General features: G+C 45.6%; 12 protein-coding genes. 10 read left to right on the top strand and 2 right to left on the bottom strand.

Translation table 11 applies throughout. The features are described 5' to 3' along the window. Positions 1–13: 13 nt before the first annotated feature. The 10 genes from ttcA to AOB49_RS00505 all read left to right on the top strand — a co-directional run bounded on the left by ttcA (position 14) and on the right by AOB49_RS00505 (position 12,747). Positions 14–922, top strand: coding sequence for a tRNA 2-thiocytidine(32) synthetase TtcA (gene ttcA, locus AOB49_RS00550; protein WP_062306645.1), 909 nt, complete (start codon positions 14–16; stop codon positions 920–922). Beyond that, complete coding sequence (gene glmU / locus AOB49_RS00545; RefSeq protein ID WP_062306643.1) at positions 919–2,394, top strand: bifunctional UDP-N-acetylglucosamine diphosphorylase/glucosamine-1-phosphate N-acetyltransferase GlmU; 1,476 nt, start codon at positions 919–921, stop codon at positions 2,392–2,394. Before ttcA ends, glmU begins: the two co-directional genes overlap by 4 nt. Continuing rightward, positions 2,394–4,226, top strand: a complete 1,833-nt coding sequence (gene glmS / locus AOB49_RS00540) for a glutamine--fructose-6-phosphate transaminase (isomerizing) (protein WP_062306642.1) — start codon at positions 2,394–2,396, stop codon at positions 4,224–4,226. The genes glmU and glmS overlap by 1 nt, the downstream gene beginning before the upstream one ends. A 159-nt stretch (positions 4,227–4,385) precedes the next feature. Beyond that, positions 4,386–4,802: a MarR family winged helix-turn-helix transcriptional regulator gene (locus tag AOB49_RS00535; RefSeq protein WP_062307311.1), complete on the top strand. Its 417-nt coding sequence runs from the start codon at positions 4,386–4,388 to the stop codon at positions 4,800–4,802. A gap of 25 nt (positions 4,803–4,827) precedes the next feature. After that, positions 4,828–5,238 carry a DoxX family protein gene (locus AOB49_RS00530; RefSeq protein ID WP_062306641.1) on the top strand — a complete coding sequence of 137 codons (411 nt, stop codon included), beginning with the start codon at positions 4,828–4,830 and terminating at the stop codon, positions 5,236–5,238. 24 nt (positions 5,239–5,262) lie between these two features. Continuing rightward, positions 5,263–5,820: a flavodoxin family protein gene (locus AOB49_RS00525; RefSeq protein ID WP_062306639.1), complete on the top strand. Its 558-nt coding sequence runs from the start codon at positions 5,263–5,265 to the stop codon at positions 5,818–5,820. Between the two features lie 31 nt (positions 5,821–5,851). Then, positions 5,852–6,715, top strand: a complete 864-nt coding sequence (locus AOB49_RS00520) for a pirin family protein (RefSeq protein WP_062306636.1) — start codon at positions 5,852–5,854, stop codon at positions 6,713–6,715. Positions 6,716–6,858: 143 nt separating this feature from the next. Continuing rightward, the gene (locus AOB49_RS00515) at positions 6,859–8,394 is read left to right on the top strand and encodes an efflux transporter outer membrane subunit (RefSeq protein WP_062306634.1); all 1,536 of its coding nucleotides are present in this window, start codon (positions 6,859–6,861) and stop codon (positions 8,392–8,394) included. A 169-nt stretch (positions 8,395–8,563) separates the two neighbouring features. Then, positions 8,564–9,703: an efflux RND transporter periplasmic adaptor subunit gene (locus AOB49_RS00510; protein ID WP_062307309.1), complete on the top strand. Its 1,140-nt coding sequence runs from the start codon at positions 8,564–8,566 to the stop codon at positions 9,701–9,703. An 8-nt stretch (positions 9,704–9,711) separates the two neighbouring features. Beyond that, positions 9,712–12,747 (top strand): efflux RND transporter permease subunit, encoded by a 3,036-nt coding sequence (locus tag AOB49_RS00505; RefSeq protein WP_062306633.1) that lies wholly within the window; start codon positions 9,712–9,714, stop codon positions 12,745–12,747. Between the two features lie 81 nt (positions 12,748–12,828). Here AOB49_RS00505 and AOB49_RS00500 read toward each other — a convergent pair whose 3' ends face one another. Continuing rightward, the gene (locus tag AOB49_RS00500; protein WP_062306629.1) at positions 12,829–13,491 is read right to left on the bottom strand and encodes a glutathione S-transferase family protein; all 663 of its coding nucleotides are present in this window, start codon (positions 13,489–13,491) and stop codon (positions 12,829–12,831) included. Beyond that, on the bottom strand, positions 13,488–13,991 hold the full coding sequence (locus tag AOB49_RS00495) for a flavin reductase family protein (RefSeq protein WP_062306627.1): 504 nt from the start codon (positions 13,989–13,991) through the stop codon (positions 13,488–13,490). Before AOB49_RS00495 ends, AOB49_RS00500 begins: the two co-directional genes overlap by 4 nt. Positions 13,992–13,997 lie beyond the last annotated feature (6 nt).

Here is a 13,997-nt window from a genome sequence, read left to right as displayed (position 1 = left end):
GAATTCAATAGTCATGAGTGATATCCGTAAAGCTGTCTTCGAAGAAAATAAGCTAGAGAAAAAGCTATGTCGTTTGGTTGGCCAAGCAATTGGCGACTTCGGCATGATCGAAGATGGTGACAAAGTGATGGTGTGCTTGTCAGGTGGAAAGGATAGCTATGCCATGCTCGATATTCTGCTCAAGTTACGCGAGCGTGCCCCAATTGATTTTGAAATTGTTGCCGTCAATTTAGATCAAAAGCAACCCGGATTTCCGGCAGAAATTTTGCCGAACTATTTAGAGGCCTTGGGTGTTCAGTACCATATTGAAAACCAAGATACCTATAGCATCGTCAAGCGCGTAGTTCCAGAAGGGAAAACTACCTGCGGTCTTTGCTCTCGTTTGCGTCGTGGCATTTTGTATCGAGTTGCGGATGAGTTGGGTGCCACTAAGATAGCCTTAGGTCACCATCGTGATGACATTTTAGAAACGTTGATGCTGAACATGTTCTTTGCGGGCAAGCTCAAAGGCATGCCGCCTAAGTTACGATCGGATGACGGTAAGCATATTGTGATTCGTCCTTTAGCTTATGTTCCTGAAAAGCTTCTTGAGCGCTATGCGGTAGATATGGGCTTTCCGATCATTCCATGTAATTTATGTGGCAGTCAGCCTAATTTACAGCGGGCGGCCATGAAGGAAATGCTTCGTGAGTGGGAAAAGAAATATCCTGGTCGAGTTGAGAATTTATTTCGGTCAATGCACCATATCGTTCCCTCGCATTTGATGGATGGGGAAGCATTTGATTTCAAGAATCTAGAGATTTCTACGGAAATGATGGGCATTGCCGCTCGATCGTCTGGTGATAAGGCAATTGACGAGACGCAAATCGATGAAATAGCCTGCGGAACACTGATTCAGGGGTCTTATAATCCCTCTTTATGAACATCGTTATTTTGGCGGCTGGGCAGGGAAAGCGGATGAAGTCCGCATTACCCAAGGTTCTTCAAACCTTGGCTGGGAAACCGCTTCTTCAGCATGTACTCAATACGGCTCTGGACCTACAGGGTAAAAGTGCTAAAACTGGCCCAATTGTTGTTGTTGGACATGGTGCTGCAGATGTTAAACAATTTCTTGAGCTCGCCAGCGACCAGGACTCTCGCTTTGGCAAAGTCGGTACGGCATTGCAGGCTGAGCAAAAAGGAACGGGGCACGCTTTATTGCAGGCCTTGCCCAAACTAGATGTAAATGAACCTACATTGGTTCTTTATGGCGATGTACCGCTTACAAGCAAGAAGACCCTTGCTAAGTTAGTCAAATTAGCTGATGGTGTCCGAGGTCAAGATTCCGCTTTAGCGCTGCTGACTCAAAACCTCAGCAATCCAACGGGCTATGGCCGCATTGTGCGAGATACCGATGGTTCTGTGACATCGATTGTCGAAGAGAAGGATGCAACACCTGAGCAAAAGCGTCTTCAAGAGATTAATACCGGCATTATGATTTTGCCGACCAATTCTTTGAAGAGATGGCTGAAGTCCTTACGTGCCAGCAATGCACAAGGTGAATACTATTTAACTGATGTCATCGCCATGGCGGTTAAGGATGGTGTGCCAATTCGTACTGCACAAGCTGATGCTGAATATGAGACTGTTGGCGTTAACAGTCGTGATCAGTTGGCTGCATTAGAGCGAGTGCATCAACTCAATCAGGCGCATGTATTAATGGATGCCGGCGTTTCTTTGGCTGACCCAGCACGCATTGATATCCGTGGAACTCTGGAGTGCGGTACTGATGTTTTTATTGATGTCGGTTGTGTATTCGAAGGCTGCGTGACTTTAGCTGCTGGCACAAAAGTTGGCCCTTATTGCATTATTCGTAATAGCGTGATTGCGCAGAATGTCACTATTCACCCTTATAGCCATATTGATGGCGCTAAAGTTGGTGCCAACTCTTTAATTGGGCCTTACGCCCGATTGCGTCTTGGTGCTGATCTAGCAAACGATGTTCATATTGGCAATTTTGTCGAGGTGAAGAACAGTAAGATTGCCGCCAATAGCAAGGCAAATCACTTGGCTTATGTTGGTGATTCACTTGTGGGTTCGAGAGTTAATATTGGTGCAGGGACAATTACCTGTAACTACGACGGCGTAAATAAACATCAAACCATTATTGAGGATGATGTCTTCATTGGCTCTGATACTCAGTTGGTTGCTCCAGTTCGTGTTGGTCGTGGCGCTACTTTAGGTGCTGGAACGACTTTAACTAAAGATGCCCCACCGAACCAATTAACGGTATCGCGCGCTAAACAAATTTCTTTGCAGTGGCAACGCCCGGTAAAAAAAGAAAAGAATGTGGCGGTTAAGAAAGCGGCATCTAAAAAGCTGACAAGCAAAAAATCTGGCAAGGTTAAAAAATAATGTGTGGCATTGTTGGCGCGGCATCGCGCAAAAATATTGTTGATGTTCTGATTGAAGGTCTTCGCCGCCTTGAATATCGTGGGTATGATTCTTGCGGTTTTGCGGTAATCAATCGTGATGATGCAAATCATCCCATTGAGCGCGCCAGAACTACCGCTCGAGTCTCTGAATTGGCTGAGCAAGGAAAAGAATTTATCGGAACCTTGGGGATTGCACATACCCGTTGGGCAACACACGGCAAGCCTGATACCCAAAACGCCCATCCCCATATCTCTGGTGGATTAATTGCAGTAGTGCATAACGGCATTATCGAAAATTACGAATCACTACGTGCGGAATTGCAGTCTGCTGGGTATCAATTCACTTCTGAAACTGATACGGAGGTGATTGCGCATCTAATTCATCAAGCTTATACATCGAGTAGGCAAGCTGATTTAGTCGCTTCTGTAAGGTCCGTGTTGCCGCGGTTACACGGTGCATATGCAATTGGTGTGATTGCACAAGACTGTCCTGACATATTGGTGGGTGCGCGGGCAGGCTCTCCTTTAGTGGTAGCTCTTGGCGAGCAAGAAAATTTTCTTGCATCTGATGCCTTGGCTCTTGCCGGTAAAGCCCATTCGATGATGTATCTAGATGAGGGTGATGTTGCGATTCTGAGATCTGACAGCGTAGAGATTATTGATCGGGCTGGACAGATTTCCCAGCGAGACCGAAAGCCAATGCCAGCTCAGGCTGATTCAGTAGATCTGGGCCCTTATCAGCATTACATGCAAAAAGAGATATTTGAACAGCCTAGGGCGATTGGAGACACTCTCGCAAACATTGCTGGTTTTGAGTCTGATCTCTTTAACGCCGATCCAGAAGAGTGGAAGCAGTTTGACCAAATTTTGATTTTGGCTTGCGGTACTAGTTACTACTCTGCGTGTGTAGCAAAGTATTGGTTGGAGGATATTGCGGGTATTCCAACGCAGGTGGAAATTGCGAGTGAATATCGTTATCGTACGACCGTTCCCAATCCAAAGGCTTTAGTAGTAGTGGTATCTCAGTCAGGAGAAACGGCAGATACATTGGCTGCATTGCGTCATGCGCAGGCATTAGGACATCAGTACACCCTCGCTATTTGTAATGTGGCTAGCAGTGCAATGGTTCGCGAGACTAAGTGGAATTTTTTAACTAAGGCTGGCGCAGAGATTGGCGTTGCTTCGACAAAAGCATTCACCACCCAACTCGTTGCACTCTATTTGCTGGCCGTTTCATTGGCTAAGCGCGAAGGTAGGATCAGTCCAGAAAAGGAAAGGCAACTCTTAAGAGAGTTGCGACACCTGCCAAAGGCACTGCATGCGGTATTGGCGCTAGAGCCACAGATCATTGCGTGGAGTGCAGCATTTGCCAAGTGTGAGAATGCTTTATTCTTAGGCCGTGGGATGCACTATCCGATTGCACTCGAAGGCGCCCTCAAGTTAAAAGAAATCTCTTATATTCATGCTGAGGCATATCCTGCTGGTGAGCTTAAGCATGGCCCTCTTGCCTTGGTCACTGAAAAGATGCCGGTAGTTACTGTAGCGCCAAAGGATGATCTATTGGAAAAGCTAAAATCAAATATGCAAGAAGTGAAGGCGCGTGGTGGAAAACTATACGTATTCGCGGACCAAGATACAGAGATCACCAGTAGCGAAGGCATTAATGTCATTCGTTTGCCCGAACATTACGGCAATCTCTCCCCGATATTGCATGTTGTCCCTTTGCAGCTCCTGTCGTATCACACGGCATGCGCGCTTGGGACGGACGTAGATAAGCCGCGTAACTTGGCTAAGAGCGTTACCGTCGAGTAATGCCATGAGCTGGGTAGCGCTCACGTCGATTTAATAAATCTTTTATCAAACCTAGATTGAGCGATTGCGCTTAATACCCTTTTTATTAATAAGGCCTTGCAATTAGTACGAACTAGTACTAAACTAGTACGCATACAGACTAAATTGCGAGGTATCTTGGTGAACCATTTATCGGTAGTTAAGGAGCTGGTCCAAGCCTATCAGGCTTTTGAGGCCCATTCTGCGTCTCACATTAAAGAAATGGGCCTCACCATGACCCAGTTCGATATTGTTGCGACCCTAGGAAATCAACCTCCAATGACTTGCAAGGAGCTAGGTGAAAAAACGCTCGTATCCAAAGGAACGATGACGGGTGTTTTAGAGAGGTTGGAAGCTAAGGGATTAATTGAAAAGTTTGTGAATGTGCAGGATGGTCGTAGCTACAAGATTGGACTAACTAAAGCGGGTGACAGGCTATTTAAGAAAGTATTTCCAGAGCATGTGGAGTATCTCGGTAGAGCCTTTGGAAGGTTGAGCAAAAAAGATTTAGAGCAAGCGGTAACAGTTTTAAAGCAAGTAAAAAATATATTTAACTAATCATTTTATTAATCAGGAATATCTAATGAACACATTTCAGAGCGCAATGAATTTTATCGGTCGACTGTTTATCGTAGCTTTATTCTTGCCGGCAGGAATCGCAAAGTTGACTGGAATTGAGGGCACATTAGGCTATTTCGCTTCCCTAGGAATTCCAGCGCCGGTCTTCGTATTAGTAGTAGCGATTGTGATTGAAGTGCTTGGAAGCATTGCCTTGCTCGTAGGATTTCAAACACGTGCAGTTGCAATCATCATGGCTATCTTCACATTAGTGGCAGCTCTTACTGGACATGCATATTGGGCCGCCCCTGCTGATGCTGTATTTATCGCTCAATTATTGTTCTTTAAGAACATCGCCGTGATGGGTGGACTATTCATTCTAGCTTCTGCTGGCGCTGGTAGTTTTAGCGTCGATGGCCGTAAAGCGGCAAAGTAATTCCATTTATTTAAGGAGAAGAAAATGACTAAAGTAGCTGTGGTTTTTCATAGTGGTTATGGACACACTGTTAAGCAAGCTGAGGCAGTAGCTAAAGGTGCGAATGGCACATTAGTGGCCATCGATGCGGAGGGCAATATTTCTGATGCGCAGTGGGAGACATTAAATACTGCTGATGCAATCGTATTTGGTTCGCCAACTTATATGGGTACAGTGAGTTGGCAGTTTAAGAAGTTTGCAGACGCAAGCTCTAAGCCATGGTTTACTCAGCAATGGAAGGATAAGATTTTTGGTGGATTTACTAACTCTGCAACAATGAATGGCGATAAGCATTCCACATTACATTATTTTTTCACATTGGCTATGCAGCATTCAGGCATTTGGGTTGGCACTGGTTTGATGCCTTCTAATGCTAAATCGGCAAAGCGTGATGATGTTAACTACGTTGGTTCTTTTGCTGGTGCAATGATGCAGACCCCTTCAGACGCAAGTGCTGATGAGGTAAATGCAGGTGATTTAGAGACGGCACGTCTATATGGCGAGCGTATCGCGAAGATTGCTGGCGAACTAAAAGCGAAGTAAGCAGTTTTATTTAAAAGAAATTGGGGGCATCATGAAAAAACTCATTGGTTTACGAGGTAATGATCGAGGTCACTGGGTAGGCGACGGTTTCCCTGTGCGCACCTTGTTCTTCTATCAAGACCTGGGAAAACAAATGAGCCCATTCTTGATGCTGGACTATGCAGGTCCAGCAGAGTTTCCCCCAACCACTGAGCGTAAAGGCGTGGGCTCACACCCGCATCGTGGTTTTGAGACAGTCACCATCGTTTATGAAGGTGAGGTGGCTCATAAGGATTCAACAGGTCAGGGTGGTGTGATTGGTCCTGGTGATGTGCAGTGGATGACTGCTGGCTCTGGCATCTTGCATGAAGAATTTCATTCTGAGGGTTTTGCCAAGAAAGGCGGCACTCTGAATATGGTGCAGTTGTGGGTGAATTTGCCAGCAAAATTCAAAATGACCAAACCGGGATACCAAGCAATCCTGGATGAGCAGATTCCTCAGATTAATTTGGAGAATGGCGCAGGACAAGCACGCATCATTGCTGGGGAGTTTAATGGTCATACAGGGCCAGCTAACACCTTTACTCCACTGAGTGTGATTGATCTGAAGTTGAAGAAGGGTTCAACAAGTATTCCTATTCCTGAGGGATGGAATACCTCCCTGGTTGTACTCAAGGGTGTCGTTGAGGCTGGTGAGGGAGTGCTTGCTAAAGACGCTCAGATGCTGATGTTTAGTAATCAGGGTCAGGATATTCAAGTGAATGTGCTAGAAGACTCTATTGCCTTGCTACTGAGCGGCGAACCGATTAATGAGCCTATCGCTGGTTACGGCCCATTCGTTATGAATACCAAAGAAGAGATTGCGCAGGCTATGGAAGATTTTAATAGCGGCACTTTTGGAAAAATTTCCCATTAAAAATCAAGGACGTCAAAATTCTATTTGACTTCTTTGTTTAGCTGTGTACAAGAAAATAGCTAATTAAATCAATATGTTACGAACATATATCCGGAAAAGTATGTTCTAATGTCTGATGTAGAAAAGGATATTTGTCACTGTTGATGTTCGGCCAAAATAATTTCACTATTGATCGTTTACTGCTGCTTGTCTGTGTAGGGCTACTCTCTGCATGCGCAGTTGGTCCAGACTTTAAGCAGCCAGAGGCGCCCAATACTTCTTCTTATACCGAGACCAAGTTATCCAAAGAGCTTGCTACTGCGCCAGGTGTTCCGGGCGGTACGGCTCAAGAGTTTGTCGAAGGTGCTGATATTGAGGCGCAATGGTGGGAGCTTTATAAGTCTCCTGAGCTTGATGCGCTAATTAAAAAGGCATTACAGCAGAGTCCTAATTTAGGTGCAGCTGATGCTGCTTTGCGCGCTGCTCAAGAAAACGTGAATGCCCAAATTGGCGGGCAATATTTTCCAGCGGTTGGCTTAGGGGCTGGTGTCACTCGTCAACTCCAGCCATCTTCTATCTATGGCATGCAATATGGATCAGATACCTATAACTTGTTTAACACTTCCGTGAATGTTAGTTATAAGCTGGATGTATTTGGCGGCGCCCGTCGAGCGGTTGAAGGCGCTAGAGCCCAGGCAGAGATTGCTCAGTTTCAGTTGGAGGGCGCGTACCTTTCTTTGACCGCTAACATTGTTACGAGCGCAGTACGGGAAGCAGCTTTACGCGCACAAATGCAAGCCACTGAAGAAATTTTGAAGGCACAAACTAATTTAGCCGAGGTAACAGAAAAGCAATTGGCTATTGGCACTGTTTCTAAGGTGGACGTCACCTCACAAAGAACTCTAGTGTCGAATTCACAGGTGGACCTATTAAATTATGAGAGAAACTTAGCATTCGCTCGAAATCAACTGGCTGTCCTAGTGGGTGACTTGCCTAGCAATGCCAATGTTGCCAAGTTTGATTTAAACAGCCTGCATCTTCCCGAGAAGTTGCCACTCTCCGTACCATCAAGCCTCGTGCGTCAGCGTCCAGATGTGCGCGCGGCTGAAGCGCAACTCAAAGCTATGAATGCTTTCGTTGGTGTGGCTACGGCAAACTTGTTGCCGCAATTTAATATCACTGGATCTATTGGATCGGCAGCGCTATCCTCGGCCAACTTATTTGGGCCTAATTCTTCCCTATGGACTATTGGCGGAGGTATTTTGCAGCCACTCTTTCAAGGTGGGAGACTACTAGCCCAGCGCCGTGGTGCAATTGCGAACTATGAGCAAGCCGCCTTTCAATATCAGTCGACTGTGCTCAAAGCGTTTCAAGAGGTGGCCGATGCATTGCGCGCGTTAGAAACTGGCGCGCAAGCCTTGAAAGCCGCTTCAGATGCGGAGCGGTATGCCTATGAAACCTTGGATTTAGTTCAGCAGCAATACAAATTAGGTACTACTAGCTATTTGGCGGTTCTCTACTATCAAAATCAATATCAATTGGCGAAAGTGAAATCAGTATCTGCGCAAGCAACACGTTTTGCAGATACAGCAGCCTTATTTGCAGCATTAGGCGGCGGCTGGTGGAATCGTACTGGCCCAGCATTTCAGCCAAAAGCCATAGTGAGCAAAGAGCAAAATGAAACTTCTGAAAAAAATTAAAGCAAAAATAATATCCGCTACGCTTGCCTTATGGGCTTGGTCAGTTGCCAAGGCCGACGAGTGGAAAATTCGTGAGAAGCTTATTGCTGCGTGGGAAAAAGCAAAAGCATTTTGGGCAAGTTTACAGGCCCGCTTTATGCGAACCAAGGCATACGCCAAACTACAGGAAATGAGTCCATTACAGCGTCGGATGACTGTGATGTTGTGCGGTGTATTTTTATTGCTTGGATTGATCTTTGGCTTCAATCAACTCAAGACTTTCATGATCAAACATTTCATTGCTGGAATGGGATTACCGCCAGCAACAGTTTCTACGATGGTGGTGGAAACGACGGCATGGCAGCCTAAGCTCTCTAGCGTTGGTAATGTGCGTGCCTTTAGAGGTGTAGAGCTCAGCACTGAGATCGGTGGTCTTGTGCAAACCGTGCCTATTAAATCTGGTATGGACGTGAAAGAGGGTGAGCTACTTATTAAATTAAATGATGCTTCTGATGTCGCGCAACTGAATTCACTCAAAGCCCAGGCAGATTTAGCTAAAGTCATTAATGAGCGCGATAAACAGCAGCTAGCTATTCAGGCGATTAGTAAAAACGTTTTTGATACAAGCAAGGCCGATGCAAAGTCAAAGCAAGCACAAGTAGAGCAACAGACGGCCCTAGTCGCCAAGAAGAATTTAAGGGCACCCTTTAGTGGGCGTGTTGGTATTGTCATGATTAACCCCGGTCAGTTTGTCAATCCAGGCGATAAGTTGCTAACTTTGCAGACTTTGGACCCTATTTTTGTTGATTTCAACTTACCTCAAGGTAATGCTGCGCAGATTCAGGTTGGGCAAGAAATTGTGGTGACAACGGATGCATTCAAAGATGCCAGTTTTGTTGGAAAGATTACTGCCGTGAGCCCCAAGGTGGATACTAATACTCGCAATATTCAGATTGAAGCGCAATTGGCCAATCCAGACAAAAAGATACTGCCCGGAATGTTTGCTAACGTGAATATCAATTTAGGCGATGAAGTGAAATTACTGACATTGCCGCAGACAGCTGTCACCTATAACCCGTACGGATCAACTGTATTTATTGCCAAGCCAACGGGCAAGAAGGACAAACAAGGAAATCCTGCGCTTGAGGCTCAGCAAGTCTTTGTAACTACTGGTCCCACCCGAGGTGATCAGGTGGCAATTCTGAAAGGGGTTGAAGAGGGAGCTACGGTAGTAACTAGTGGTCAACTCAAGCTGAAGAATGGTACGCCTCTGATTGTGAACAACAAAGTTCAGCCTGCGAATTCACCAAACCCACAGCCACAAGAATAGATCCTTAGATGAATTGGACTGATATATTTGTTCGTAGGCCAGTGCTCTCACTGGTTGTGAGTGCGCTTGTTTTGGTTTTTGGTTTGAAGGCGGTCGGCTCTTTGCCGGTTAATCAGTATCCTCAAACTCAAAATGCGATCGTGACGATTACAACGGCTTACTACGGTGCCGACCCAGAGACGATTGCAGGATTTATTACGCAGCCACTTGAGACTGCCATTGCCCAGTCTCAAGGAATTGATTATTTATCGTCTGCAAGCGTCAGTGGGCTTTCCACTATTACCGCTACTTTGAAGTTAAATTACGACTCCAATGCTGCATTGACACAGATTCAGACGCAAATTAGTTCAGTAAAGAATCAGTTACCTCCGCAGGCGCAACAGCCTGTATTGACCGTCCAAATCGGCCAATCTACAGCTGCAATGTATATGGGTTTTTATAGTGATGAAATCCCAAATAATGCGATTACTGATTATCTGTTGCGTGTAGTAAAACCTAAGCTGGATGCTGTCGATGGCGTGCAAAACGCTGAGATTACTGGCGGTAGGAAGTTTGCATTACGGGCTTGGCTTGATCGTGAGAAGATGGCCGGCCTCGGAGTTGGAGCTGATGACGTCTATAGCGCAATGGCTGCTAATAATTATTTATCTGCAGTTGGCAGCACTAAGGGTGATATGGTTGCCGTGGACTTAGTGGCAGGAACTGATCTTCATACGCTTGATGAGTTTCGCAAATTAGTCGTTAAAAAAGACGGCATCAATATCGTGTATTTGGACCAGGTTGCTACTGTGAGCATGGGCTCTGAAGATTACAACACCAATGTGGCATTTAATGGCAAGAGGTCAGTGTTTATTGCGATTAAGGTTGCCCCGCAAGCAAATTTACTTGATGTTGCTGCGCGCGTTCGTGCTGTCACACCCGAGATCCAAAAACAGTTGCCAACTGGAATGTCTGGCAAGATTGTTTACGACTCCACAAAATTTATTACCACCTCTATAGACGAGGTAGTTGCAACGCTCTTAGAGGCGTTGTTAATTGTGACCGTAGTGATCTATCTATTTTTGGGAAGTGCTCGTGCTGTTGCGGTGCCAGTTATTGCAATGCCTCTCTCTTTAATCGGTACCTTTTTCTTAATGCAAGTATTGGGTTACTCAATTAACTTGCTGACACTGCTGGCTCTCGTTCTTGCGATTGGCTTGGTGGTAGATGATGCGATTATTGTGGTGGAGAACGTAGACCGTCATATGAAAGAAGGTAAGTCTCCATTAGAGGCTTCTTTAATTGCCGCTCGTGAACTTGGCGGACCAATTTTGGCGATGACTATTGTATTGATTGCTGTTTATATTCCCATCGGCTTTCAGGGCGGATTAACGGGCGCCCTCTTTACGGAGTTCGCCTTTACCTTAGCCAGTGCAGTTGCAGTTTCAGGATTAATTGCTCTGACGCTTTCACCAATGATGTGCTCACGCATTTTTACTGAAGAACAAGAAGCTTCTTCGTTTGTGCAAAAGATTGACCGTATCTTTGATAAGGTGCATCACAGCTACCAGAGTACCTTGCGTGAGTTATTGAGTACGTGGCAAGTCATTATTGTGATGGGTGTTATTTTGCTGGGTGGAGTTGCATACCTCTATGCCACTGCTAGATCTGAGCTGGCTCCAACTGAAGACCAGGGTATTGTGCTGATGCAAGCCTCAGGCCCTCCAAACAGCACAGTCAATCAAATGCAAACGTATGCGGACCAGATTTATCAAATATCTTCTGCAGAGCCGGAGTACGAACAGATCTTTCAAATTACCAGCCCTACCAGTAGTTTTGGTGGCGTGCTTCTAAAGGACTGGGGTGAGCGTAGTCGGAATGCGACTAAGTTCCAAGAGGATATGCAAAATAAGTGGAATTCGATTGCGGGTGCGCGTGTGGCTGCTTTCCAGTTCCCTGCCTTGCCAGGAGCTCAAGGCTTGCCTGTTCAGGTGGTGATTAACACTACCGAGTCTTATGAATTACTCAATGAGGTGTCGCAAGCTGTATTGGATAAAGCACGTCGTAGCGGCAATTTCTTTTTCGTAGATTCAGATTTGAAGATTGATAAGCCTCAAGATGTTTTGGAGATTGACCGCGAAAAAGTTGCGGCGCTCGGCATGACACAGCAGCAAGTTGGTAGCGCCTTGTCAGCAGCCTTGGGTGGTGGTTATGTCAATTACTTCTCTGTTGCAGGTCGCTCGTATCGTGTCATTCCGCAGGTGAAACAAGTAGATCGTCTTAATCCTGATCAAATTTTGGATTACTACATTCGTACGCCAAGTGGTCAGATGATTCAGGCACGCACGATTGCGACAATTAAGCAAAAGGTAGTCCCTCAATCAATCAATCACTTTCAACAGCTGAACTCTGCGACGATTTCTGGTGTTAGCACGCCGTTTATATCTCAAGCAGATTTACTTGAATTTATGCGTCAAACACTTAAAGAGGTTGCTCCTAGTGGCTACACCATGGATTACGCAGGACCATCGCGTCAGTTTATGGCTGAGTCTGGCGGGTTCTTGGTCACGATGTTCTTTGCGATCTTAATTGTGTTCCTCGTGTTGGCGGCTCAATTTGAGAGTTTCCGCGATCCTATTGTGATATTGGTTTCAGTGCCACTGGCATTGTTTGGGGCGTTGATTTTTATTAATCTGGGATTCACGACTCTAAACGTTTATACCCAGGTTGGTCTTGTCACGCTAATGGGTCTGATTAGTAAGCATGGCATCTTGATTGTGGAGTTTGCAAATGAGTTGCAAGAGGCTGGGCGTAGTAAGTTAGATGCGATTGTGGAGGCTAGCAGCGTGCGCCTCCGGCCTATTTTGATGACTACTGCTGCGATGGTGTTGGGTGTAGTGCCACTCGTAGTCGCCTCTGGTGCAGGCGCTGCTGGTCGTCAGTCTATGGGTATTGTGATCTTCACAGGGCTCTCAATTGGCACTTTATTTACTCTGTTTGTTGTGCCTGCCATGTATTTATTTATTGGCGCTGATCATCATGAGAAGAAATTTAAGCAACAGTAATTCGTTCCTCAGGATGACAAAAAAAGGGTGAACATGGTTCACCCTTTTTTGTTACTGCCTCGCGATCACTAAAGATCATGACTACTTCACGATATTGAGCTCTTTCTCTGCCACCATACTGTATTTGGTTTCAGTTTCTATGCGCTTCATCCAGGAATCGATATTGTGCAATTGTGGCCGCTCCCCAGTTTTATCTGGAAAGGTTTGATGTAAAAGAATCCAGCGGCTTACGCAAAGCGCTAATGTGATATCTCCGATATGAAAGGAATTCCCAGAGCAGAATGTTGTCCTTGCTAACTGTTGATCTAGTAAGCCGAGCAGTTGATTTGCATCCTGATATGACTTTCGAATAACCTCATAATTCCGTTCATTTTCAGGAGCGCGTGTAAGCCCAAGAAAGGCGATGCGTATGGTGGGCCACATAGTCCCTAATTGCCAGTCCATCCATTTCTCGGATTGATATTGAGTAGCAATGTCTTTGGCGAATCTATTTGCGGGGTCGTGTTGGCGAATCAGGTATCGCAAAATGGTATTGGACTCCCATAGCACTAGATTGCCATCTTCGAGAGTGGGTACTAAACCATTCGGGTTGAGCTTTAAAAATTCTGGCGTACGATTTTTGCCAAAATGAAGTCCCGCATCAATGCGTTCAAAGTCTTTACCCTCCTCAAGACCTAGCTCTGCAAGGCACCATAAAACTTTTTGAACATTGATAGAACTTCTTCTACCCCATAAACGCATCATGAAGACTCCTTTGAGGTTGAAAAATCTAAGCCCATAAATTGGCTATGGGCAAAGATAAGTGGATGACTTTGAGGATCATGTTTCAGATTGAGTACTTTGGCAACGATGATGTTGTGATCACCACCCGTATGAACTGAAACGGTTTCACATTCAAAGTAAGCAGCACAGCCCTCAATTTGTGGGAGGCCGCTGGCTGAAATCTTATGGGGAATATCGGCGAATTGGTTTTCTTTTACTGTGGCGAAATGCATTGCCATTGCTTCTTGCGAGCGCTCCAACACATGAATTAATTGTTTATGACCAACCTCAAAAGAGGGCATTAATCTGGAATGCTTTTTTAGGCTCCAGAGGATTAATGCTGGCTCGAGGGAAACGGTATTGAAAGAGCTGATGGTGATGCCGTGAGGATTCTGGTTGGAATCTAGGCACGTGATAACAGTAACCCCGGTTGCAAAAGAAGAAAATCCTTTGCGTAGTTCATGTGACGTAAACGGGGCCATACTCTT

The sequence above is a fragment of the Polynucleobacter sinensis genome (assembly GCF_001595985.1).
Classification (GTDB): domain Bacteria; phylum Pseudomonadota; class Gammaproteobacteria; order Burkholderiales; family Burkholderiaceae; genus Polynucleobacter; species Polynucleobacter sinensis.
The sequence above is the reverse complement of the archived record's forward strand: the minus strand, read 5'-3'. Positions and strand labels throughout refer to the sequence as shown.